General features: G+C 44.4%; 19 protein-coding genes. 16 read left to right on the top strand and 3 right to left on the bottom strand.

Annotation, left to right across the window (positions count from 1 at the left end; genetic code table 11):
- Nucleotides 1-152: 152 nt before the first annotated feature.
- The 4 genes from hemC (at nucleotide 153) to AOT82_RS08030 (ending at nucleotide 4,046) form a co-directional block, all read left to right on the top strand.
- Nucleotides 153-1,196, top strand: coding sequence for a hydroxymethylbilane synthase (gene hemC, locus AOT82_RS08045; protein ID WP_071002580.1), 1,044 nt, complete (start codon nucleotides 153-155; stop codon nucleotides 1,194-1,196).
- Between the two features lie 95 nt (nucleotides 1,197-1,291).
- Nucleotides 1,292-2,281: a uroporphyrinogen-III synthase gene (locus tag AOT82_RS08040; RefSeq protein ID WP_071002579.1), complete on the top strand. Its 990-nt coding sequence runs from the start codon at nucleotides 1,292-1,294 to the stop codon at nucleotides 2,279-2,281.
- A gap of 185 nt (nucleotides 2,282-2,466) precedes the next feature.
- Nucleotides 2,467-3,504 carry a hypothetical protein gene (locus tag AOT82_RS08035; protein WP_071002578.1) on the top strand — a complete coding sequence of 346 codons (1,038 nt, stop codon included), beginning with the start codon at nucleotides 2,467-2,469 and terminating at the stop codon, nucleotides 3,502-3,504.
- 53 nt (nucleotides 3,505-3,557) lie between these two features.
- Nucleotides 3,558-4,046, top strand: a complete 489-nt coding sequence (locus AOT82_RS08030; RefSeq protein ID WP_392397098.1) for an acyl-CoA thioesterase — start codon at nucleotides 3,558-3,560, stop codon at nucleotides 4,044-4,046.
- Between the two features lie 132 nt (nucleotides 4,047-4,178).
- Here AOT82_RS08030 and ribBA read toward each other — a convergent pair whose 3' ends face one another.
- Both ribBA and AOT82_RS08020 read right to left on the bottom strand, forming a co-directional pair.
- Entirely contained in the window at nucleotides 4,179-5,291 is a 1,113-nt protein-coding gene (ribBA, locus tag AOT82_RS08025) for a bifunctional 3,4-dihydroxy-2-butanone-4-phosphate synthase/GTP cyclohydrolase II (RefSeq protein WP_071002577.1), read from the bottom strand.
- A 310-nt stretch (nucleotides 5,292-5,601) separates the two neighbouring features.
- A complete protein-coding gene (locus AOT82_RS08020; protein WP_071002576.1) occupies nucleotides 5,602-6,891 on the bottom strand; it encodes a replication-associated recombination protein A in 1,290 nt (429 codons plus the stop codon).
- Nucleotides 6,892-7,309: 418 nt separating this feature from the next.
- Between AOT82_RS08020 and AOT82_RS08015 the strand changes: the two genes are divergently transcribed.
- Together AOT82_RS08015 and AOT82_RS08010 are read left to right on the top strand one after the other, a co-directional pair.
- Nucleotides 7,310-7,840, top strand: a complete 531-nt coding sequence (locus tag AOT82_RS08015) for a type IV secretion protein Rhs (RefSeq protein ID WP_392397100.1) — start codon at nucleotides 7,310-7,312, stop codon at nucleotides 7,838-7,840.
- Nucleotides 7,841-7,924: 84 nt separating this feature from the next.
- A complete protein-coding gene (locus tag AOT82_RS08010) occupies nucleotides 7,925-8,821 on the top strand; it encodes a hypothetical protein (protein WP_071002574.1) in 897 nt (298 codons plus the stop codon).
- A 134-nt stretch (nucleotides 8,822-8,955) separates the two neighbouring features.
- Here AOT82_RS08010 and gltA read toward each other — a convergent pair whose 3' ends face one another.
- Complete coding sequence (gene gltA, locus AOT82_RS08005; protein ID WP_071002573.1) at nucleotides 8,956-10,236, bottom strand: citrate synthase; 1,281 nt, start codon at nucleotides 10,234-10,236, stop codon at nucleotides 8,956-8,958.
- 1,029 nt (nucleotides 10,237-11,265) lie between these two features.
- Here gltA and sdhC point away from each other — a divergent pair.
- The 10 genes from sdhC (at nucleotide 11,266) to AOT82_RS07955 (ending at nucleotide 25,613) form a co-directional block, all read left to right on the top strand.
- A complete protein-coding gene (gene sdhC, locus AOT82_RS08000) occupies nucleotides 11,266-11,652 on the top strand; it encodes a succinate dehydrogenase, cytochrome b556 subunit (protein ID WP_083328899.1) in 387 nt (128 codons plus the stop codon).
- Nucleotides 11,653-11,672: 20 nt separating this feature from the next.
- Nucleotides 11,673-12,059 (top strand): succinate dehydrogenase, hydrophobic membrane anchor protein, encoded by a 387-nt coding sequence (sdhD, locus tag AOT82_RS07995; protein WP_227511562.1) that lies wholly within the window; start codon nucleotides 11,673-11,675, stop codon nucleotides 12,057-12,059.
- A gap of 354 nt (nucleotides 12,060-12,413) precedes the next feature.
- Nucleotides 12,414-14,264, top strand: a complete 1,851-nt coding sequence (gene sdhA / locus AOT82_RS07990) for a succinate dehydrogenase flavoprotein subunit (RefSeq protein WP_071002571.1) — start codon at nucleotides 12,414-12,416, stop codon at nucleotides 14,262-14,264.
- 206 nt (nucleotides 14,265-14,470) lie between these two features.
- A complete protein-coding gene (locus AOT82_RS07985; protein WP_058023969.1) occupies nucleotides 14,471-15,181 on the top strand; it encodes a succinate dehydrogenase iron-sulfur subunit in 711 nt (236 codons plus the stop codon).
- A 938-nt stretch (nucleotides 15,182-16,119) separates the two neighbouring features.
- Nucleotides 16,120-19,005 carry a 2-oxoglutarate dehydrogenase E1 component gene (locus AOT82_RS07980; protein ID WP_071002570.1) on the top strand — a complete coding sequence of 962 codons (2,886 nt, stop codon included), beginning with the start codon at nucleotides 16,120-16,122 and terminating at the stop codon, nucleotides 19,003-19,005.
- Between the two features lie 153 nt (nucleotides 19,006-19,158).
- Nucleotides 19,159-20,394 (top strand): 2-oxoglutarate dehydrogenase complex dihydrolipoyllysine-residue succinyltransferase, encoded by a 1,236-nt coding sequence (gene odhB, locus AOT82_RS07975; protein ID WP_071002569.1) that lies wholly within the window; start codon nucleotides 19,159-19,161, stop codon nucleotides 20,392-20,394.
- 257 nt (nucleotides 20,395-20,651) lie between these two features.
- Nucleotides 20,652-22,106 carry a dihydrolipoyl dehydrogenase gene (gene lpdA / locus AOT82_RS07970; protein ID WP_071002568.1) on the top strand — a complete coding sequence of 485 codons (1,455 nt, stop codon included), beginning with the start codon at nucleotides 20,652-20,654 and terminating at the stop codon, nucleotides 22,104-22,106.
- 158 nt (nucleotides 22,107-22,264) lie between these two features.
- The gene (gene sucC / locus AOT82_RS07965) at nucleotides 22,265-23,431 is read left to right on the top strand and encodes an ADP-forming succinate--CoA ligase subunit beta (protein ID WP_058023973.1); all 1,167 of its coding nucleotides are present in this window, start codon (nucleotides 22,265-22,267) and stop codon (nucleotides 23,429-23,431) included.
- Between the two features lie 98 nt (nucleotides 23,432-23,529).
- Nucleotides 23,530-24,405, top strand: a complete 876-nt coding sequence (gene sucD, locus AOT82_RS07960; RefSeq protein ID WP_058023974.1) for a succinate--CoA ligase subunit alpha — start codon at nucleotides 23,530-23,532, stop codon at nucleotides 24,403-24,405.
- Between the two features lie 335 nt (nucleotides 24,406-24,740).
- Nucleotides 24,741-25,613, top strand: a complete 873-nt coding sequence (locus tag AOT82_RS07955; protein ID WP_071002567.1) for a UTP--glucose-1-phosphate uridylyltransferase — start codon at nucleotides 24,741-24,743, stop codon at nucleotides 25,611-25,613.
- Nucleotide 25,614 lies beyond the last annotated feature (1 nt).

Genomic DNA, 25,614 nt, shown 5'->3' with positions numbered 1-25,614 from the left:
TGCTTAAATAGGGGTATTTTTTTGCGCCAGCATTTACTATCTCTGATGTGAGTCGATCATTTTTTGTGGCAAGTTTTCCTAATCGCTTAGCACCAACTTAGCACTGACATTGTAGCATTTAGATTATAGTACCGAATTTATTGAGGCCCTTTATGAGCAATCTGCAGCAACCTGCTTTGACTACCTTAACCATCGCCACGCGACAGAGTCCTTTGGCTCTATGGCAAGCGGAGCATATTCGTGATCGCTTACTGGCGCTCTATCCTGAGTTGACAGTTGAGTTACTAAAAATTGTCACTAAGGGTGACAAGATTTTGGACACACCTTTGGCCAAAATTGGCGGTAAGGGTTTATTTGTCAAAGAGCTCGAGCAAGCATTGTATAACAAGCAAGCAGATATTGCGGTACATTCGCTAAAGGACGTACCGATGCAGCTGCCTGAAGGCTTGACACTAGGTGTCTATTGCAAGCGTGCTTCACCAACTGATGCTTTTGTCTCAAATACTTATAATAGTATTGATGAATTGCCGCAAGGTGCAGTTGTTGGGACTTCAAGTTTGCGCCGTCAATGTCAGATCAAAGCCTACCGCCCAGATCTACAGATCAAAACCTTGCGCGGCAATGTCGGTACGCGTTTGGGAAAATTAGATGCAGGCGAGTATGATGCCATTATCTTGGCGACCAGTGGCTTGCAGCGTATTGAATTAGATGAGCGGATACGTGGGCAGCTAGATATTGATGCCTGCTTGCCTGCCGTTGGTCAAGGTGCGTTAGCCATTGAATGCCGTGAAGGTGATGACGAGGTGTTGAAATTACTAGCGCCATTGAACGATGATAAAGCGCGTATTCGCCTTATCGCTGAGCGTGCGCTTAACCGTCACTTGGAGGGTGGCTGCCAAGTCCCGATTGCAGCCTACGCAGTGTTGCAGATGGCGGATGAAACCAGTGCGAATAACGATGACAATGGTGAAAACGGCAACAACGATAACAACGATAACGGTAATGTATTGTGGTTACGTGGTCGAGTGGGTAAAGCGGATGGTAGTAAGCTGTTAAAAGCAGAAAAGCGAGTGACATTGGTTGGTACACAAGACGAGCAAGAGTCGCAGGCAAATCAGCTCGGTATTGATGTTGCCAATATACTACTTGCTGATGGTGCAGGGGCTATCTTGTCAGCGATTTATCACGCTGAATAGCGTATTCACTTTGTCATACTGAGTCATTGATCCACATATCCACTGTTTGGTCGATGATTCAGTCCATTCTACAAGCCTTTTGTCGTGGTACATCTATGTCATCAACGTCAACTAAAGCTAGGTCTACTCATAAAAATCAATCCACTGATGGGTCGGTGCCAAAAATTGTCATCAATACGCGGCCGATAGCACGCGCTGCGCCATTGACGAATCATTTGCGAGCAGCAGGGTTCACGGTGGTTGAGATACCGATGTTGACGTTGCAGCCGCGCCCAACGACTGGCGATGACCTAGCATTGATGCGTGCGTGGCTAGCAGGTGAATATAAGGCTCTGGTCATCATAAGCCCAACGGCGGCCACTTCTGGGTTGAATGTTTGGCAGTCGCTTGTGTACAGTGAGCATGACGATAGTAGTTATGCGCAACCGGACAATAAAGCAGCCAACATAGCTTCTGAAGCTTTGGTAGCCCCAAGTCAAATCATTGCAGTGGGTCAAGCAACCGCTACGGCATTGACCCAATCCAATATAGACTCGGCAAACTACCAAGTACGACAGCCTGAAGTTGCCAATAATGAAGGTATGCTAGCAATGCCTGAGATAGAGCGTTTACAGGCGGGTGATAAGCTTTTGATATGGCGCGGACTGGGCGGGCGACGATTATTGGTCGATACTTTACAAGCACGCGGTGTACATATCGATAGTATTGCGTGGTATAAGCGTACAATGCCTACCGAGGCAATGACTCAGTATCAGCAGTGGCAAAAAGATTTTTTTGTATGTAATCAAACGACAAATACAACACCAAAGCAAGCAAAACCTATCGTCGTCGTGAGTAGTGGCGTTGCTTTTGAGCATTGGACGAGCATCGTCCAAGGTGCAAGAGAAAAAATGTCAGAACCAAAACGTAGTAATGACATAATGACTGATGCAAGAGATAATTTGCCACTCACGCTAGCAGACTTTTCTTATGTCGTATTGGGTGAGCGCTTAGCAAATATGGTTGCAGCGCAGCGCTTGAGCTATTGGCGCGTAGAGGATTTGGCGCCAGACACCATTCTTTCAGCCATCACTACCAATACTTAGACTTAGGGCGTGTCCCTATTTTAAAAATGGTGATAAAAATGAGATAAATCACAGGCAAACAGCGTCAAAGATTTAGCCATTTTTAGTCCATTTAGTGACAAACGTTTGAATTGGGGACATGCCCTAATTTTATAATTTCTATTTGATTTAAATATGTTTATACCTACCCATCACGGTACTGTCTTATGCCAATGAATTCTGAGTCTTTATCTAAGGATCCTTCTGCTATACAGCAGCGTCGGCAAGCAAATATCTTGCTGCTGCGGATGCAGTGGTTGGTCATTTTGCTGCTTATCGCGGCATTACTCTGGCTCTATATTAGTCAGCAGCGTTTTCAGCACAGTGTCAATGAGCGGTTGCAGAGCAATGAGCAGGTTGTCAGTCGTCTAAATGAGATGGACGATCGTTTATTTGCCATGAGTCAGCAGACATTGCCAGAGCCTAGAATCAAAGCCAGTAGCCAAGCGCAAAACCAGCTGGATTTACTACGTATTCAAATAAAAGCCGCTGACAGATTGCTAGCAGACAACAATGATAGTGCCGCGATCGAGTTGTTGCGAGGTTTGCATTGGCAATTGGCACAAAGTAGCAACGAGATTGCACCTGCATTGACCGTCGTAATCAAGCAAAGTTTGCTTAAAGACATCGAGCGATTACAAGCGCAAAGCTCACAACCTAGCCCCTGGCAAATACAAAATCTTGCGATTCAAAACATCCAAGAGTTTTTGCACAGTCATGAGCGCCTTGGGAGTTACGAGGGTACTGATATCCAGCGCCGAGAGCTTGTCGATGCAGCAACCAAAGATGCGTCATCGCAATCAGCAACGACTGGGTCTGCTGATAAGTCATCTCGTAACGAGGTGACATTGACGCGTAGACAACTGACGATTCATGAAGTCATCATGACGTTGAATCTGGCGAGCCAAGCGAGCAATATGCGCGAGCAGGATCAACTGATCAATTATTTGACCCAAGCGCGCAAACAGCTAAAAACCTTACTACCTAAATCATCGGTTAGCAATGGCAAAAACTCCGCGCAAGTTGGCGCCATTGGCATTGCTCCATCCGACAAAAAGCCAAAGGGTACGGACAACAACCTAGAGACCATGCAGTCGCCAAATGATATACCAGAGGTCATTGCCTGGTTTGACCAACTGATTGTCAATGCTCCTAAGCCAACACCCTTGTTAACCACACAGATTTTGGATAAGCCACAACCTTAATCGATACGGTTCGAAACAGCTATATATAGACAACATGAGACACAAGGTAAGTTATGACCAATATGAGTGAAAAGCCAGATTTTATGTCTGAGGTAGCAAGTGATCGACCTGAAGTACTGGCGCATTACCCAGTGATTCATTATCAGCCGATTCATTGGGGTGAGATGGATGCCTTTAACCATTTAAATAACGTGGTGTATTATCGTTATTCTGAGTCAGCGCGCATTGGCTATTTACATGCGTTAGATATGTTCGATGGCAGTATGGTCACCGTCTTAGCACAGTCGAGCTGCCAGTATTTGCACCCAGTGACCTATCCTGATACTTTGTTATTGGGCGTTCGCTGTCAGCGTCTGGGCAATACCAGTATTGCGATGGAATATAGCTACTATAGTACAGCACAAAACAAAATCGTTGCGACCGCTGATGCCGTCGTAGTGCGTCTCGATAGTGATGGGAAAGGTAAGTTACCGTGGACAGCAGAAGAACGTGCGCGCTTACTGGCATTAGAGGCAAAATTTGGTCATACCCCTGAATATTAGAATAGGCTTTAGCTGCGTTGATGACCTATCTCGGATAGTGTTATATAACCATCAAAAATAAAAAAGGCGCGCTAACATTATCGTAGCGTGCCTTTTTTCATGACTTTTCTCAGGCCATTTTCCAAGTAGATTTTAGCTCTCTTGCGGGGCGTGCACAAAATCCACCACATTGAGATCAAAACCTGATAACGCATAAAACTTCATGGGCGATGACAGTAGACGCATATCACGGACGCCTAAATGACGTAATATCTGTGCACCAACGCCGATACTGCGATAAGGCTGCTGGGTGATGGTCGATTGTGACTCATTGTCCAAGGCTTTATCTAATGCATCTCCTAGATCGACCGGCTGATGATTGCCGACCCAAACCAACACACCGCGCTCTGAGGCGCTAATCTCTTCTAGCGCTGATTGGACGCTCCAGCCACTACGACCAGTCATATCATTTTTGGCGGCAAATAAATCACGCAGCGGGTGGAAACCGTGGACACGTACGGTACTCACGCCTTCGCTCACATCTCCTTTTACCAAGGCGATATGAGTTTCTTCAGCGCCGAACTCGCGGAAACGGTGCAAGGTAAAAGTGCCATGTTCTGTTTCAAAAGGACGAGTTTCGATTTCCTCTACCGTTTGCTCATTGGCGATGCGGTAGTTGATGAGATCAGCAATGGTGCCCATCTTGATGTTATGCTCTTTGGCAAATATCTCAAGATCATCGCGACGTGCCATGGTGCCATCAGCGTTGATGATTTCTACAATCACCGCTGCAGGCTCCAGTCCCGCTAGGCGAGCCAAGTCGCACCCTGCTTCTGTGTGGCCTGCACGGTGTAGAACGCCGCCGTTTTGTGCCATGATAGGGAAAATATGCCCAGGCTGCACGATGTCTTCTGGTTTGGCTGCCGAAGATACAGCGGCTTGAATAGTGCGAGCACGGTCAGCCGCTGAGATACCTGTGGTCACGCCTTCAGCCGCCTCAATCGATACTGTAAAGTTGGTGCTAAATTTTGCCTCGTTGCGATCTGACATCAGCGGCAATGCCAATTGCTGGCAACGCGCTTGTGATAGCGTCAGACACACCAAGCCGCGCGCGTGGGTAATCATAAAGTTAATGTCTTCAGGACGAACATGGGTCGCCGCCATGATGATATCGCCTTCGTTTTCGCGGTCTTCATCATCCATCAAGATGACCATTTTTCCAGCACGAATGTCTTCGATAATCTCAGGAATCGTATTTAAACTCATAGTAAATCTCAATATTTTATTATTAATAAATATGTGTGGTTTGTAATATAAAGGGTTGTCGGCTCATTGTAGCAGTAGTTGGTAACACGTGCTGTTGCCGTTGAGCAAATCGTTTGATCATCGTAGCAACCAAATATGAAAATGTTTCATGATTCTTATTCATCATGACGATAGGTATTTTAACGGTTTTTGCCTCAGCGTGCTGACCCAAAGCTGAACTATAACGCTTAGTCTTTTAAAAACAGGGTTCAGTTTTACCAATAGTATATGCAACTAACTTTCAAACCTTTTGATCCAGTGGGTCAATAGATCAGTCGTTACTGGCCGCTTGGCTTTTTAGCCACGCCATAAACTGCTTGCTATGCTGTTCTCGCTGGTTATCGGCAAACTCATAAAAGCTCGTGCCTGCTAAGTTTTCTGGCAAATAGCTTTGAGGGTAGTAGTGATTGGGATAATCATGCGGGTAAGCATAACCTTGACCATAGCCTTGATTGCGCATCAGTTTGGTCACGCCATTACGTAGATGTAGTGGTACTGGCGAGGCGTCTTTTTCTGCTAACGCCATCGCTGCATTGATCGCTTTATACGTGCTGTTACTCTTTGCACTGGTGGCTAAATAGACCACCACTTGCCCTAGGATAATACGCGCTTCTGGCATACCGATGGATTGCACACTGCGCAGGGCTGCATCAGCGAGGAGTAGGGCGTTTGGGTTGGCATTGCCGATATCTTCACTGGCTAAGATTACCAATCTGCGCGCGATAAATTCAGCTGGCTCTCCGCCCACCAGCATTCGCGCCATCCAGTACAGCGCCGCGTCAGGATCTGAGCCACGCACTGATTTGATCATGGCTGAGATAATATCGTAATGTTGCTCGCCATCTTTGTCATAACGTACCAATGCCGTCTGCGCCACTCGGCTGACCAGTTCGTCATCGATGACAATCGGTGATTGCTTGGCATCCGCTGTTTGAATCGCCAGCTCTAACAAGTTTAGTGCTTTTCTGGCATCGCCGTGGGCCAGTTGGCTGATGGTGTCTTGTGCCTGCAAGTCGATGGTGAGCTTTTTGAGTATATGGTCTTCCGAGAGTGCCCGCCGTAATACCGCACTGATTTGCTCAGGCGTTAATGGCTCTAAACGATACACTTGGCAACGTGACAACAGCGCGTTATTCACACTAAACGACGGATTCTCTGTCGTGGCGCCAATCAGTGTAATATCACCAGACTCTACCGCGCCCAATAATGCATCTTGCTGCGCCTTATTAAACCGATGAATCTCATCGATAAAGACCACTGGTGACTCAAATGCCAGTGAGTCTTTGCTATCGAGCACCTCGCGCAACTGCTTGACCCCAGTATTCAATGCAGAAAGCGCATGAAAAGGTCGATTGACCGCATCAGCCAATAGCATTGCGATGGTCGTCTTACCGATACCTGCTTCGCCGTGCAAAATAATAGAGGGCAGATGCCCTTGTTCGACCAAACGCTGTAAAGGTGCGCCAGTGGCCAAAAGATGCTCTTGGCCAATAATAGCCGCGAGAGAAGCAGGGCGCATACGCTGAGCAAGAGGGGTGTCGGCATGAAAGTTAGGCGGCATAAGGTTCTCTATTGAAAAATTAAAAAACGGTCTATTGGCTAAAGTGGCGGCCATTGAGAGATTTTATAGTCAAATCTAAATAACGACATACTCGTCTATAGTTATCATTTCTATTGAAGTGAAAAGCGTTTGTTTGCTTGGCATGATTCTCGCAGCAACTTTACTATGACAATGAGTATTAGACATCAGCAGTCAAAGTAGGCTACTTTATAAGTATGGTACTTGCTATAAGCAATACACGCTAGGCTAACGCAAAAACATGTTAATGAAAGCTAACGAAGCGTATAGCTTATGTCCCCAGCACTTTATTTTTAATCATTCATCCTTACTAACGGTTCAATGGTAACGATCAGAATGATTGACCAAACACCATTTATTATCACTGGCCTATCAACGATAAGGTATTGCACTGACTATGATGAGACCACCTCTCAAGCGTTTATTGAACCGATACTCACGTAATATTGCAAAAAAGCAGCAGTCGCGTTGTCTGACAGTTGGTGAGATCGCGTTGGCACGCTCAGTGTTCGGTGACAGTATCAGATTAGATGAAGTGCGACTAAAAACCACTTGGTGGGTTCTCAAAAGTTATGCGGTGAGTCCGAATGGTAATGTTTACTTTAATCCCGCCGATTGGATCACAGATTTTAGTGTGGCCTCGTTAGGCAAGCAAAGCTGGCTCATCCATGAGCTCACCCATGTGTGGCAGTTACAGCAAGGCTTGAAAGTGGTACGCGGTGCCCTTATCGATCGGCGATATGATTATGTGCTAGAGACGGGTAAGTCCTTTTTTAAATACGGTATCGAGCAGCAGGCGCGAATGGTTCAAGATTATTTTGTGCGCCGTCAAAAAGGACAGGATTGTCAGGATTTAGAAGCCTGTATACCATTTTTGACAGTAAACGACATGACTGACAAAAAACGCGCCAACAGCAATTTTACTATTTAAACTGCCTCATAGTAAGCGAAAAGCCTACGTGCATCACCATTTTAGCTTTTTATATTTTAGCCTTATTAAAGGATATTTACGCTTATGTTTCGACTTTTGCCAGTAAAGCCTAATGTTGATACTTCTGCTAGCTCAGCTCTGGCCGCAGTAGCGCTAACGGGCGTGCTATTTCTGACCGGCTGTCAGCAGCAAGCTGACGCACCGCCTGTATCAGATGAGGCTCAGACAACTGAAAAAACAAGTGAGGAAGACAGTCAACCTATGCAGCAAAGTGATTCTGCTGCGGCGCGTATAGAGCAGTTTCAGCCTATATACGTTGCGCAAGCGCAAGGGCTACAGCGTCGACTACAAGCAGAGTATGAGTCACTGGAAGCGGCAGATACTTCAGATAGCGAAGAGTCGCTATTACTCAATGGAGCGACTAACGATTCAGCTACTCTTACAGAAAATGCGAATAGCGCCAATTCCGAACCATTACCAGCTGATAGTCCAGTAGAAGCTAACGCTACCAGTGAGGAAGGTTCGGATACAGAGATGAATACAAGTACGGAAGTTGGAGAGCGTGACTTAACGGTATTAAAACGTATTAGCCTTGAGCCGCGCAAACCGATTATATTGACGGAAGAGCAGATCATCGAGCGATATCAGCAAACGATGGCAGCGTTATATCAGCCTGTGACCACGCCCCTTAGTGCAGAAGATGCGGATACGCTAATCAACATAGCGACCTTAGTTCCTCAGTTATTTGAGCATGCAGAGATTGCAGGAAGGGTCAGTGCAAAAAGCCCTGCGCTGGCTCGGTTGATTATTCAGCACCAAGTATGGGAGCAAATAGAAGCGCAGCAAGTGGTTGATATGCAGCAAATGAAGCAACAACAGCAGCAAGAATTTGAAACGCTCATGGCCAAATTCAACGATACGATTAAAGGATATGACGAGCAGATTGCTAAATATGAGCAGACGTTAAAAGAGTTTCAATAACGGTTTAAATGATACACATAGTAACGAGTTTGCCAATAATTGGATGAAGTATATCCAATAGTATCTATCCCATCATAGCAATAAAAAATCCCGCACGATGGCGGGATTTTTTATTGTAAAGATACTATTTTTGATTACTTACGGTCTTCAACCTTGACAAAGTCACGGCGCGTTTCACCAGTATATAACTGACGTGGACGACCGATCTTGTATGGGGCGCTGTGCATCTCTAACAAATGGCTGATCCAACCTGAAGTACGAGCCAGTGCAAAGATTACCGTAAACATTGATGTTGGGATACCGATGGCTTTTAAGATAATACCAGAGTAAAAATCAACGTTTGGATATAGGTTACGCTCGATGAAGAACGGGTCTTCTAGTGCAATTTTTTCGAGTGCCATTGCCAATTCAAGTTTAGGATCGTTGACACCAAGTGCTTCTAATACTTCATCACAAGTCTCTTTCATGACTTTCGCACGTGGATCGAAGTTTTTGTAGACACGGTGACCAAAGCCCATTAGCTTCACTTCACGGCTTTTCACTTTTTCCATAAATGCTGGCACGTTTTCAACCGTACCGATTTCATCAAGCATTTCTAGTACAGCTTCGTTGGCGCCGCCATGCGATGGACCCCAAAGAGCTGCGATACCAGCAGCGATACAGGCATAAGGGTTGGCACCCGTTGAGCCGGCTAGGCGCACAGTAGAAGTCGAGGCGTTTTGCTCGTGGTCTGCGTGCAAGGTGAAGATTTTGTCCATGGCGCGGGTGACGACGTCGTTTGGCTCATAGTCCACATCAGCAGGAGTCGCAAACATCATGTACAAGAAGTTCTCAGCGTAGCTAAAGTCGTTACGTGGATACATGAACGGTTCGCCCTGCGAGTATTTATAGCTCATCGCCGCAAGCGTAGGCATCTTAGCAATCAAACGAATAGCTGTGATTTCACGATGCTCTTCGTTGCTTAGGTCTAGGTTGTCATGATAGAACGCTGATAACGCACCAACGACACCAACCATAATGGCCATTGGATGCGCGTCACGGCGGAAACCTTCAAAGAATTTACGCAATTGATCATGAACAGCCGTATGTTCACGAATTTTTTCAAAGAAATCTGCCTTTTGCTCAGCGTTAGGTAGCTCGCCATTTAGCAACGCATATGCCACTTCTAGATATTCAGCATGGTTTGCTAACTCGTCGATAGGGTAGCCGCGGTGTAATAATTCGCCTTTGCCACCATCGATATAAGTAATTTTTGATTCAACGGGAGCAGTTACTTTAAAACCAGGGTCATAAGACCAAAATCCTGATTCTTGCAAAGCAGCAACATCGATAACTGGGCGCCCTAAAGTACCTTCAATAATAGGAAGTTCGTATTCTTCACCATTCACGGTTAGTTTGGCATTAGTGTCAGCCATAAATTGCTCTCCATTGTTTTTGATTCGTTAGAATAAAATTACTACAGACGCATACCTCACGTCGTTATCTGTCAAACGGCAAAATCCGTTTCACTCATTTAATACGCAAGGTATATTAGCAGCAATTACTTGTGATTTGAAAAAACTTTTATTGACCGTGGGTCCAATTGGCACGGCCTAGCGGTGGTTGTTCGCTGTAATTTTTGTATCAAAATATGTCTGATTGGTTATTTTGCGCCAAACTTTCTGTTTATTAAACATGTTTACAACGTCAATATTGACGTTATATTTTGGGGTTTGTCGCAAAAACGCAGCAGGATTTTCGCAAAAAACGAGGCTACAAACAGACAGGGCATGAGCAGTAGACAAGTTAAGTGTCGATCATAATTGTCAAAGGTAAGCGTTTTCCACATTCAGTATTGCATATATCTATTCGTTTGTTAATTAAGTGTGTGACTTTATTACTTTAGGGATAAATTTGTAATTATCGCCCAGTCATTTTATAATTGCAGGAATTGACTGGCACTAGCTTTGTGCGAATTGATAAGTGGTCATGATATAGTGTCGCCTAGAGCTTACTTTATACATGCTTATTTACGATTGTCTGGTATTTTGATAAACCAAACCGAATTCTGTGGTTTAAATGTTCTTGTTAACTGCTCTATTTTTAGATGCTCAGCACCAGTATTTAGTGCTCAGTACAAGGTTTATTTTGATAGAGAAGACATATTAACGTTGTCTGGCTATTCATACGACCAATAAAAATAGACTGGTTAGTCGATCTTACTCATGTTTATTTTCTTTGTTGTATAATAGATAGGTTGTTTTGTAGGCCTGTCAGCTCGACAAGCGACACTAAACAGCTTATCAATACCTTATATACATGATTCTTTCTTCATATTTAGCACAAACTAAAAGAAGTCAGCTAGCTCTTCCTTACTTTATTCGTCTCGTGTGTTGCTCGATGCTCAACTGATACCATTTTTGTCAAGCGTTGATAGCAGATACAGGAGTATAACCGCAAAAAGGATGCCCGCTGTGAAAAGCAACCGACCTATTGATCTGCCTCTAAGCCAAGTGATTAGCGTTAATCGCTCACCGATCGCAATCGCCTCTATTTTGCATCGTATCTCTGGCATTATTTTATTCTTATTAATTCCTGTTATGCTGTGGCTATTACAGAACTCATTGGCGTCGCCTGAGAGTTTTGAGACCGTATTTGACAACGTACTTGTGCGCTTTTTGGCATGGATATTTGTTGCCGCCATTGCATATCACTTCGTGATGGGTATCAAACATTTATTTGCTGATATGGGCATGAACGAAGAGCTAAAATCTGGCCGCGCTGCCTCTATGGTCAGTTTTGTAATTGCAGCGATTTTAGTTGTCGCGTCATTTATATGGGTGATGTTCTAATGATTAAAAATGATTCAGGAATCAAAAGTGCTACTGGTCTGACAGGTTCAGGCTCACGCGATTGGATTATTCAGCGTATTAGTGCTGTTGTTTTAGCCGTTTATAGTGTGGTGTTGCTGGGTTTCTTTTTGACCCACGGCGATGTCACGTATCTTGAGTGGTCATCATTCATGACTAGCCTGCCAATGCGTTTATTTAGCTTAGTTGCTGTACTTGCATTAGCTGGCCATGCTTGGGTGGGAATGTGGACAGTATTTACTGACTATATTACGACAGGCAAACTGGGCTCAAGCGCAGCAGGTTTACGTTTAGTGCTACAGTCATTGATGATTATCGCTATTTTAGTATTTCTATTTTGGGGCATCATGATTTTTTGGGGTAACGGCTTTAGTGTCGTTGCTGTTTAATGATTGAGTGACCAGCTTTAGTATTGATATAAGCATCTATATATAACGGATGCGCGCAGCTGGTATGTCAGCTGATAGAGTAGTTTAAAAGTATCCGTTGATAGCCAAAAATAGTCATAGCATTGGACCAACAGCGCCCACTATTTAGATTGTCGCTGAATGAGCAACAAGGTTGAGCAGGTTTGGTTCAGTATAACGATAGATATGCAAATTAAGTGGTCAAAGACTGTTATATCCTCTTCTTTAATAAGTGCATGTAATGGCCAAATAAAAGCCCTTAAACCTGCAATAAGAAGATTTTAAAACACGCTTTTCATTTACTTATAAGCATTAATAGGCATTAGGAAAACCGTAATGGCAACTAGACAAGACAATACCATTAGTAATATTAAGACCCTAAACTACGATGCAGTTATCGTTGGTGGCGGTGGTTCAGGTATGCGCGCTTCATTGCACTTAGCGGAAGCGGGTATGAAGGTTGCAGTCCTGACCAAAGTATTCCCAACACGTTCGCACACGGTTGCCGCTCAGGGTGGTATCGGTGCAAGTTTGGGCAACATGAGTAACGACAACTGGCACTTCCATTTTTATGACACCGTAAAAGGGTCAGATTGGTTAGGTGACCAAGACGCTATCGAGTATATGTGCCGTGAAGCACCAAAGGTAGTCTATGAGCTTGAGCACATGGGCATGCCGTTTGACCGTAACGAAGATGGTACGATTTATCAGCGTCCATTCGGCGGTCATACGTCAAACTATGGCGAAAAAGCGGTACAACGTGCGTGCGCTGCTGCTGACCGTACAGGTCACGCATTGCTACACACGCTGTATCAGAAAAACTTACAGCAAGGCACTGAGTTCTTTATCGAGTGGATTGCGCTTGATTTGATCAAAGACGAAGCGGGTAACATCAACGGTGTTATCGCTCTTGAGCAAGAGACAGGTACTGTTGCGGTATTCCAAGCACCAGTTACTGTTCTAGCAACAGGTGGTGCAGGTCGTATCTTTGCCGCTTCTACCAACGCTTATATCAACACTGGTGATGGTATTGGTATGGCAGTTCGCGCTGGTATCCCACTACAGGATATGGAGTTCTGGCAGTTCCATCCAACGGGCGTTCATGGTGCAGGTGTACTATTGACCGAAGGGTGCCGCGGCGAAGGTGCTATCTTGCGTAACAAGGATGGCGAAGCTTTCATGGAGCGTTATGCCCCAACCGTTAAAGATTTGGCACCACGTGATCTCGTATCGCGCTCTATGGACCAAGAAATTAAAGAAGGTCGTGGTTGTGGCCCTAATGCTGACCATATCGTCATGGACATGACCCATTTGGGTGTCGACACTATCATGAAGCGTCTACCGTCAGTATTTGAGATCGGTAAAAACTTCGCCAACGTTGACATTACTAAAGAACCTATTCCAGTTATCCCAACCATTCACTACATGATGGGTGGTATTCCAACCACTATCCATGGTCAGGTAATCGTGCCGGATCTAGAGGCAGGTACAGATGAAGACGGTTTATATGCTAATGGTAACGTCGTTAAAGGACTATACGCTATTGGTGAGTGCGCTTGTGTGAGTGTACACGGTGCCAACCGTTTAGGTACCAACTCACTACTTGATTTGGTTGTGTTTGGTCGTGCTGCTGGTAAGCACATTGTTGATGAGTTCCATCAAAATGATCATAACTACAAACCACTTGATCCGCATGTACTTGATATCACGGTTGGTCGTTTAAACAAATTGCAGCAATCAACATCAGGCTACAATGCACAAGACGTGGCTGATGAGATTCGTGCGACGATGCAGAAACACGCCAGTGTATTCCGTACGCAAGCCATGATGGATGAAGGCGTTGAGAAAATTTTAGCGCTGGGTGAGAAAGTCGAACAAATCCATTTGGGTGATAAATCACAAGTCTTCAACACTGCTCGTATCGAAGCGTTTGAAGTGGCAAACCTATACGAAGTAGCAAAAGCGACGATGGTATCAGCCGCGAGCCGCCACGAAAGCCGCGGCGCGCATAGTGTCTCTGATTATGATCGTCCAGAAGATGATGACTATGCACCAAACGGCCGTAATGACCACGATTGGATGAAGCATACTTTATGGTATTCTGAAGGCAACCGTATCATTTACAAACCAGTTCGCAAAGTGCCACTGACTGTTGACTATATCGAACCAAAAGTTCGCGTCTATTAATCCTAGACTATGCGCTCGATATAAACAGAAAGCTTAAACGTTTTATCCCTTATTCATTTATTAAAAAGGTGACCGCCAGCTACATGCTCATAGGAGTGCTGCTAGGCTATTAATTGATATTCAATTATCAGTAGTGATTAGTAGCCAGCACTCATATGTTGCAATCTTTGTATGCCCGCCATCACCTACGTGTGGAGTTTAGCATTATGAGCCGAGGTACTCGCACCATCGAAATCTATCGCTACGATCCTGATGTGGACGCAGCCCCACGCATGCAAACTTATACGATTGAATTACTTGATTCAGATCGTATGTTGCTTGACGTGTTATTACGCCTAAAGAAAGAAGATGAAACAATCACTTTCCGCCGCTCTTGCCGTGAAGGTATTTGTGGTTCTGATGGCATGAACATCAATGGTAAAAATGGTCTAGCATGTCTAATCAACATGAACACGCTACCAGAAAAAGTAACCGTTCGTCCGTTACCTGGTTTGCCAGTGGTTCGTGACTTGGTTGTTGATATGAACCAATTCTACGAGCAATACGAAAAAGTACATCCGTACTTAATCAATGATCAGCCAGCACCCCCAACTGAGCGTCTGCAGTCTCCTGCTGAGCGTGAAAAGTTAAATGGTCTGTATGAGTGTATTCTGTGTGCATGCTGCTCAACGAGCTGCCCATCTTTTTGGTGGAACCCTGATAAGTTCTTAGGTCCATCAGCGTTGCTACATGCGTATCGCTTTGTGGCTGACAGCCGTGACGGTGACACGCAAGCACGTTTGGCGCGTTTAGACGATCCGTTCAGTTTATTCCGTTGCCGCGGTATCATGAACTGTGTGTCAGTTTGTCCAAAAGGCTTGAACCCAACCAAAGCAATCGGTCATTTACGTAATATGTTGATTGATCAAGCTGGTTAATTGTTTTGATTATTATTGACTAACAAAAACACCACCTATTCATTAGGTGGTGTTTTTGTTAGTCAAAATCACTGATTATAGTAGTATTAATTTTCTGATTACTATTGTTTGAAGTGGGCTTCTATTGGTAGCGATGAATAATCCTGCCGGATAGGTAGAACAAGAAGCCTAGTACACTGGTGAATAATAGAACGTTAGTCTATCCGTAAATCCGTACGGGCGATACGTTAGTCATATGCAAGAAGACATATTGTATAAACAGTCAATCTATACAATCAGATACACGTAAAGTTTGGTATAATTACATCCTGAACTTGATCAAACATTGCGAAGTTTGTTTCCAATGCATTAAAAGTAGCATTTATACGGGCTATTGCATTAATACAATAAAACGTTATGTATACAATAACGATGCTTCTATAATTGATAATAGATATTCATTACGTAAATACTTAGTATTGAACAAACAAACTATATCGCAAAAAACGCTCATGATATGCTATACAGCAATGCATGTTTATCTGAAACAATAAGATTTGTTAGCAAATAGCGGATATTTCAGCGATAATAGCCAGTTTATAGGCTAGCTGAAAGATTGACCATTTATTAATAATTTATCATTGATGAATTGGTTATGGCTAAAAGAAGTATATATAAATTAATGTTGTGAAACGAGCCAGATCAGAAAACTGAGTGTTCACAAATAAATTTATTTTTAACATAGGTGTTGCAATAAGACTTGTTATCACTATTTAGCATTACTTGCTCTTTTAGACAATGACAGCAATATTCTATAGTGACGGCAATACTTAGGGATAAAGGGTTTTATCGAACTGTATTCAATGGGGTATGACGAATTGTCTAAACGCCTAGCATACAACGACTGACACCATAATAAGCACGATTCCATTCATTTATCTATCAAATAGACGATTATTATGAATAGTATAACCAAAGAAAAAGCGGGCCAAGGACATACTGAACTGGCCGCCGATAATGCCAGCTATATAGAAGCTCTTTATGAGCAATACCTAACGGACCCTGATAGTGTTGACACAGATTGGCAAGCGTACTTCGAACAGTACAAATCGTCAAATGATGCTCAGCATAATGCTATTAAAGACCAATTTTTGTTACTTGCCCGCAATCAAACGGCGAACAAATCGAGTAACGAAAGTACCGGTACAAGTAGTAGTAATTCAGACAACTGTACTGATCCAAAGCAAATGGGTGTACAGCAACTCATCTCCGCATACCGCCGCCGTGGTCACCGCCGCGCCAAGCTAGATCCATTGAACTTACATCCACGTGCAGAAGTGGAAGATCTGACCCTAGCTTATCACAACCTATCAGAAGCCGACCTTGATACTGTATTCCCAACCAATGATTTAGTGATCGGTAAAGACGAAGCGCCATTGCGTGAAATTATCGAGATCATGGAGCGTGTTTACTGCCGCCATATCGGTATTGAGTATATGCATGTGACCACCAGCACTGAAAAACGCTGGATGGAAGAGTATGTAGAAAGCAATCTAGGCTATATCAAGTTTGACAAAGAAAAGCGTTTGTCTATTCTTGAGCGTCTAACAGCGGCCGAAGGTCTAGAAAAATATTTGGCGCGTAAATATACAGGCGTTAAGCGTTTTGGTCTAGAAGGTGGTGAGAGTTTCATACCTGCAGTCAATGAAATCATCCAACGTGCTGGTGGCTATGGTACAAAAGAGATGGTCATTGGTATGGCTCACCGTGGACGTCTAAACGTGTTGGTCAATATTTTGGGCAAAAACCCTGCAGACTTATTTGATGAGTTTGACGGTAAAGTGCAGCCAGAAAAAGGCTCAGGCGACGTTAAGTATCACAATGGTTTTTCATCTAACGTGATGACCCCAGGTGGTGAAGCGCATTTAGCCTTAGCATTTAACCCATCGCATCTTGAAATCGTTGCACCAGTACTACAAGGCTCAGTACGTGCACGTCAAGTGCGCCGTAATGATCAGCCGTCATTAGATAATACTGGTGGCAACTCAGTGTTACCTATCGTTATCCATGGTGATGCGGCTTTTGCTGGACAGGGTGTGGTTCAAGAAACCTTCCAAATGTCACAGACCCGTGCTTATACCACTGGCGGTACTGTACATATCGTTATCAATAACCAAGTTGGCTTTACCACTAGCCGTCAAGAAGATGTTCGTTCAACCGAATATTGTACTGATGTCGCAAAAATGGTACATGCACCAATCCTACACGTGAATGGTGATGATCCTGAATCAGTCGTTTTCGCGGCTCAATTAGCCTTAGACTATCGTCATCAGTTTGATAAAGACATCATTATTGACTTGTTCTGCTACCGTCGCAACGGTCACAACGAGGCAGATGAGCCTTCAGCCACTCAGCCATTGATGTATGCAGTTATTAAGAAGCTGCCAACGACACGTACCCTTTATGCACAAAAGCTCATCGCAGAAGGTATCTTAAATACTGAAGAAGAAAAACAGTATGAAGATAATTATCGTGAATCTTTAGACCGTGGCGATTACGTTGTCAGCTCACTGGTTCAAGAGCCTAACGAGCAGCTATTTGTAGACTGGAAGCCTTATCTAGGTCATGACTTGGTTGACGATTGGGATACCAGTGTTGATATCGAAAAGCTCAAAGGTTATGGACGCCGTATGGCTGAGATGCCAGAAGGCTACAAGCTACAGCGTCAGGTTCAAAAGGTTGTTGAGCAGCGTCTAGCCATGCAAACAGGCGAAGAGCCTCTCAACTGGGGTGCCGCTGAGACATTAGCCTATGCATCATTAGTTGATAACGATGATGTCTTGGTACGTATTACTGGTGAAGATGTCGGCCGTGGTACATTCTCACATCGTCATACTGAAATCTACAATGTTAATGATGGCAGCATGTATGTGCCACTTGCTCATTTGAGCGAGAAACAAGCACGCTTTGCAACTTATAACTCGTTATTATCAGAAGAAGCTGTATTGGCCTTTGAATATGGCTATGCAACCACCGTACCGAATGCTTTGATCGTTTGGGAAGCGCAGTTTGGCGATTTCGTTAACGGTGCTCAAGTTGTCATTGATCAGTTCATCTCAAGCGGCGAGACCAAATGGCAACGCGTTTGTGGTTTGACCATGTTGTTACCACATGGCTTTGAAGGTCAAGGCCCTGAGCATTCATCTGCTCGCCTTGAGCGCTTCTTACAGCTATGTGCTGAAGACAATATGCAAGTCATCACACCAACGACGCCCGCGCAAATTTTCCATGCCTTACGTCGTCAGGCGATACGCCCAATTCGTAAGCCTTTGATCGTTATGTCACCAAAGAGCTTATTGCGTCATAAGCTAGCAACTTCTCATTTAGAAGAGCTTGCTAACGGTAAGTTCGAAACGGTATTGCCAGAGATGGACGATCACAACGCAGACAAAGTGACTCGTATGGTGCTATGCGGTGGTAAGGTTTATTATGATCTACTAGAACAGCGTCGCGCATTGGGTCTTGATCATGTTGCGATCGTCCGTATCGAACAGCTCTACCCATTGCCAGAGCAACGTTTGGTCGCTGAGATTGAAAAATACAGCAACTTGACCGAGATTGTATGGACGCAAGAAGAGCCATTGAATCAGGGCGCTTGGTACTACTTAGCACCGCATATGTTCCGTATTGTTGTACCACATCCAACAAAAGCAAAAGTGATGGAGCCCGTGGCACGTCCTGCTAGTGCAGCACCTGCAACAGGATCTCCAAAACTGCATGCACAGCAACAACAAGCACTGATTGCTGGTGGCCTTGGTGTAAGTGTTGATGAATTAGCTCAATAATAGATTGTCTATTAAGATTATAGAAGATAAATGAATCAGGCGATGACAGTCAGTATGTTTTAATATTCCGCCAAATAGCATTATTAAAACGATACTGATTGCCTATCACGACTTAATAATAAGTATGAATATCCAAATCTAAGGAGTATATCGATGGCTGACATCAAAGCCCCCGTTTTTCCAGAATCGGTTGCCGATGGCACAATCGTTGAATGGCACGTCACTGAAGGTCAACAAGTAAGTCGTGACGACCTACTAGCTGAAATCGAAACTGATAAAGTGGTACTAGAAGTCGTTGCACCAGATGACGGTGTATTGACCAAAATCGTCAAAAACGTTGATGATACTGTATTGTCCGACGAGCTGATTGCTGAATTTGAAGCAGGCGCAAGTGCTGGTGAAGCACCAGCGGTAGAGACAGATCAACCCGCTGCGCCAGTACAGCCAAAACAAGCTACTGATGGCGGTGAACCAGTACAAGCTACTGACAAAAAAGACGAAGCAGAGCACAAAGATCAAAGCCCAGCCGTCCGTAAAGCGGCAAAAGAGTCTGGCGTTGATCCTAAAGATGTGGAAGGTAGTGGCCGCGGTGGTCGTGTCACCAAAACAGATATGGCAAACCCAACACTAAAATCAGACAGCAGCATCAAATCAGACAGCGGTCGTCCTGTAGCAGAATCAACGGGCGAGCGTACTGAAAAACGCGTTCCAATGACGCGCTTGCGTAAACGTGTTGCTGAGCGTCTATTATCAGCATCACAAGATACCGCGATGTTGACGACGTTTAATGAAGTGAACATGAAGCCATTGATGGACATGCGCGCTAAGTACAAAGAGAAGTTCGAAAAACGTCATGGCGTACGTTTAGGCTTTATGTCGTTGTTTGTAAAAGCGGCAACTGAAGCGCTAAAACGCTTCCCAGCAGTCAATGCTTCACTAGATGGTGATGACATTGTTTATCATGGTTTTTATGATATCGGTGTAGCCGTATCATCAGATCGTGGTCTGGTCGTTCCTGTACTGCGTGATACTGACCGTATGGGTATGGCGGACATCGAAGCCAAAATCCGTGAATATGGTAGCAAGGCGCAAGAAGGCAAGCTTGGTCTAGACGAGATGACGGGTGGTACATTCACTATCTCGAACGGCGGTGTATTTGGGTCATTGATGTCAACCCCTATCTTGAACCCACCGCAAACTGCCATCCTAGGTATGCATGCGATCAACGAGCGCCCAATGGCGGTCGACGGTAAAGTTGAGATTTTACCAATGATGTACCTAGCGCTGTCTTATGACCATCGCATGATCGATGGTAAAGAAGCGGTACAGTTCCTAGTAACTATCAAAGAGTTGGTCGAAGACCCAGCTATGTTGTTACTAGACTTGTAAGCTTCTAAGCTTGTATTGGCAACCGCTGATACAAGCTTTTTAGCTTTGGTACAGATAATAGCTCTACTTGATAAGCAGCAATTGATTTGCTGCTAATTATATTCAAAGAATTTAATAATGGTGACTGATGCTCAGTGATCGATAAGTTAGTCTTTCTCACGGACATAGCGTATTAGCTATCAAGTGTAGACAATGCTGAGCGTTTGGTAAAAAAAAACAGTTTAAATAACACATAAAATTAAAAATAGGAACGTACTATGAAAGACAATTATGATTTAGTCGTCATCGGCGGCGGTCCTGGTGGTTACGAAGCAGCGATTCGTGCAGGCCAGCTCGGTATGAGTGTTGCTTGTATCGAAAAGCGCGTTTATAAAGGCGAGCCAGCACTTGGCGGTACTTGCTTAAATGTCGGTTGTATCCCATCAAAAGCCTTGCTTGACAGCTCACATCGTTATGAAGCAACTAAGCATGACCTTGATGAGCACGGTATCAGCACTGGTGATGTGGCTATCGATATCGAGCAGATGATTGCTCGTAAAGAAGGCATCGTAAAACAGTTGACTGGCGGTGTTGCTGCACTACTAAAAGGCAACGGCGTAGACTGGCTACAAGGCTGGGGTACTCTTGTTGACGGTAAAGGCGCGGACAAGCAAATCAAATTCACCGCCCTAAGCGATGACAGTGAAACCACCATCACTGCCAAAAACGTCATCCTAGCGGCAGGCTCAGTGCCTATCGAGATTCCAGTAGCGAAGACTGACGGTGACCGTATTGTTGATTCAACTGGCGCGCTTGATTTCACTGAAGTACCTAAGCGTCTAGGCGTTATCGGTGCTGGTGTTATCGGTCTTGAGCTTGGTTCAGTATGGCGTCGTCTGGGTAGCGAGGTCGTCGTATATGAAGCACTTCCTAGTTTCCTAGCTGCTGCTGACAAAGACATCTCAAAAGAAGCCGGCAAAATGTTCAAAAAGCAAGGTCTTGATATCCGCGTTGATACCAAAGTCACCAATGCTGAAGTACAAGGTGATCAAGTTGTCGTCACTAGCGAAAGCAATGGCGAATCGAGCGAGGAGAGCTTTGACAAGCTAATCGTTTGTGTTGGTCGCCGTGCTTATTCTGAAAAGCTACTTGGTGAGGACAGCGGTATCACGTTGACCGAACGTGGTCTTATCGATGTCAATGATCAGTGCAAAACCAACCTTGATGGCGTTTATGCGATCGGTGATTTGGTCCGTGGTCCTATGCTTGCGCATAAAGCGATGGAAGAAGGCATGATGGCCGTTGAGCGTATTCATGGCGAAAAATCTCAAGTTAACTATGACACTATCATCAATGTCATTTATACTCACCCAGAAATTGCATGGGTAGGTCTGACTGAGCAAGAAGCTGAGGAAGCTGGCTACGAAGTGAAGACCGGCTCTTTCAACTTAGCTGCTAACGGTCGTGCATTAGCGCAAAGTGAAGGCCAAGGCTCTATCAAAGTCGTCGCCGATGCGAAAACAGATCGTTTGTTAGGTATGCATGCGATCTCTGCTGGCGCTGGCGATATCGTCCATCAAGGTATGATCGCAATGGAATTTGTCTCTAGTATTGAAGACTTGCAGCTGATGACATTTGCGCATCCAACGATTTCAGAAGCAGTGCATGAAGCGGCGCTATCTGCAGATGGCCGTGCTATCCACGCTATCCAGCGCAAAAAGCGTAAGAAATAACTAGTTGCTCGTTTAATTATTATCGATTTACAACCTGATTGGGGTATCGCTATTTTGGCGATGCCACAATCATGAGTGCGTCAGACGTATGATTCATATGTATATGTGCGCACTTGATTTCACTTTTTATTAATTGTAAAAAATAAAGGATACAATCAATGAATTTACATGAGTATCAAGCAAAAGAGCTATTAAAAAGCTACGGATTGCCAATTCAAGAAGGCATCATCGCCCATAACGGCGACGAAGCTGCTGCAGCTTTTGATAAAACCCCAACGGATATCGCGGTAATTAAAGCGCAAGTACATGCTGGTGGCCGTGGTAAAGCGGGTGGCGTAAAACTTGTCAAAACTCGCGAAGAAGCCAAGCAAGTTGCTGAAGAGCTGATCGGTACTAACCTAGTAACGTTCCAAACTGATGCTGATGGTCAGCCAGTCAACTTCGTATTGGTTGCAGAAGATATGTATCCAGTACAAACTGAGCTATATCTTGGCGCTGTTGTTGACCGTGCGACTCGTCGTGTGACGTTCATGGCCTCTACCGAAGGCGGCGTAGATATCGAAGAAGTAGCACACAACACACCAGAAAAAATCTTCAAAGTACACGTTGATCCTTTAGTTGGTTTAATGCCTTTCCAAGCGCGTGACGTTGCGTTCAAACTTGGCCTTGAAGGCAAGCAAATCAATCAATTTGTTAAATTGATGACTGGCGCCTATAAGGCATTTGTTGAAAATGACTTTGCATTGATGGAAATCAACCCATTAGCCGTTCGTGAAAACGGCGAAATCGTTTGTGTTGATGGCAAAATTGGCATCGACTCAAACGCCCTATATCGTCTGCCAAAAATCGCAGCACTACAGGATAAAACTCAAGAAAACGAGCGTGAGCTTAAAGCCGCTGAGTTTGACCTAAACTATGTTGCTCTAGAAGGTAACATCGGTTGTATGGTTAACGGTGCTGGTCTTGCCATGGCGACCATGGACATCATCAAATTGTATGGCGGCAAGCCTGCTAACTTCTTGGACGTTGGCGGCGGCGCAACCAAAGATCGCGTTGTTGAAGCGTTCAAAATTATCCTTGAAGACAGCAGTGTTGAAGGCGTACTAATCAACATTTTCGGCGGCATCGTACGCTGTGACATGATTGCAGAAGCGATTATTGCTGCAGTAAAAGAAGTTGATGTACAAGTTCCTGTGGTCGTGCGTTTAGAAGGTAACAATGCTGAGAAAGGCGCGCAGATCTTAGAAGAGTCTGGTCTGAAATTAATTTCAGCTCAAGGTCTTTCTGACGCCGCGCAAAAAATTGTCGACGCTGTTAAAGCGTAATAGCCAAAGCGTAATGACGGCAGTGGCATATTGAAATGCTAATGACAGCTGAAGCCTGCTGCCATCATTACAAGACAACCGAATACAAGGAAAATATAATGAGTGTATTAATCGATAAAGATACCAAAGTATTGGTACAAGGTTTTACTGGTAAAAACGGTACGTTCCATTCAGAACAAGCCATCGAATACGGCACCAAAGTAGTTGGCGGCGTAACCCCAGGTAAAGGCGGTCAAACGCACCTAGGCTTACCAGTGTTTAACACAATGGCGGAAGCCATGGAAGCGACTCAAGCTGACGCTTCTGTTATTTATGTACCAGCACCATTTGTACTAGATTCTATTGTTGAAGCCATCGATGCTGGCGTTAAGTTGATCGTTGTGATCACTGAAGGCGTACCAACTATCGATATGCTAAAAGCAAAACGCTATCTCGAAGAAGCTGGCGACGTGCGTTTGGTTGGTCCTAACTGCCCAGGTGTTATCACGCCAGGCGAATGTAAAATTGGTATCATGCCAGGCCACATCCATCAGCCAGGTAAAGTGGGCATTATCTCACGTTCTGGTACGTTGACTTATGAAGCGGTTGCTCAGACAACTAAGCTTGGTTTTGGTCAGTCAACGTGTATCGGTATCGGTGGTGACCCTATCCCTGGTATGAACCAGATTGACGCGCTAAAACTGTTCGAAGCAGATCCACAAACTGAAGCAATCATCCTAATTGGTGAGATCGGTGGTACTGCTGAAGAGGAAGCTGCTGCTTACATCAAAGACCATGTAACTAAGCCAGTTGTTGGTTATATCGCTGGTGTTACCGCTCCTGAAGGCAAGCGTATGGGCCATGCTGGTGCTATTATCTCTGGTGGTCAAGGTACTGCTGAAGAGAAATTCAAAGCGTTTGAAGATGCTGGCATCGCGTACACACGTGACCCATCTAAACTTGGCGACAAACTAAAAGAAGTTACTGGCTGGTAAGATAGACATTAGTCTATAGTGAAACTACTAAAACTATATTGAAATGTTAAGAAGACACCCCTACAATGGGGTGTTTTTTTATATCTGAAAATCCTATGAAAAGCGAGATATTGGCCATTACTTATAAAGATTGTATCAGTTTTCATAAACATGTTATTTTGAATGATATGGCTCGTAATTTTTGATTCAGGGTTCTTGAACTGATAATTTCTGTATATCTGCTGAGACGTTTGATATTAGCAAGGTACAAATCCAAATCGCTATAATATCTACTAAGTATTTGCTAAGTTAGCATTATTTTACCTAACCTACTTTCTTAAAACAGTCCTCTTATTATGAAAAAAATTACTCATGCTGTTATCCCTGTCGCAGGCTTTGGTACGCGTATGCTGCCATTGTCTAAATCTGTGCCAAAAGAATTGTTACCGCTTGGCAATCGTCCTGCTATCCATTATGTGGTCGAAGAGGCTATCGCTGCGGGTATCAAGCATATTGTCTTGGTCGGTCATGCACAAAAAAGCGCGATTGAAAACTACTTCGATATCAATGCTGAGCTAGATAATCAATTACGTCATAAAGGTAAAGATGAGCTGGCTGATAGTTTAAATTGGCTACCAGAGGATGTAACGGTATCAATGATACGTCAAGGTAAGGCCTTAGGTTTGGGGCATGCAGTACTAGCTGCGCGTCCTATCATTGGCGAGCATGATTTTGCTGTATTGCTCCCTGATGTCGTTCTCGATCCGTTTACTACTGATATGGCTGCTGATAATTTGGCCTTTATGATTGATGCTTTTAGTCATGACGGCCATTCGCAAATATTGGTAAATGAAGTTGCTGACGAAGATGTGCACAAATACGGTATCGCCAAACTTATCGATACCAGTCATATAGATGAGTTTGGCGACGTTAATGCCAGCTTTGGCGTGGCAGGTTTTGTAGAAAAGCCAAGCTTAGCAGAAGCACCATCAAACCTAGCTGTCGTAGGGCGTTATGTTTTTAGCAATCATATTTTTAATTACCTCGCAAACACTAAAGCCTCAGTCGGTGGTGAGATTCAACTGACTGATGCTATCGATGCGCTTATTAACGAATATGGTGTGAATGTGACAACGATGCGCGGTGCCAGTTATGATGCCGGTGACATGCGCTCGTATATGCAAGCGTTTATCTATTTTGCCGAGCAGCAATTAGCAGATGAAAAATAGC

This window comes from Psychrobacter sp. AntiMn-1, from assembly GCF_001854065.1.
Taxonomy (GTDB): domain Bacteria; phylum Pseudomonadota; class Gammaproteobacteria; order Pseudomonadales; family Moraxellaceae; genus Psychrobacter; species Psychrobacter pacificensis.
This window is presented reverse-complemented; position numbering and strand designations above follow the sequence as displayed.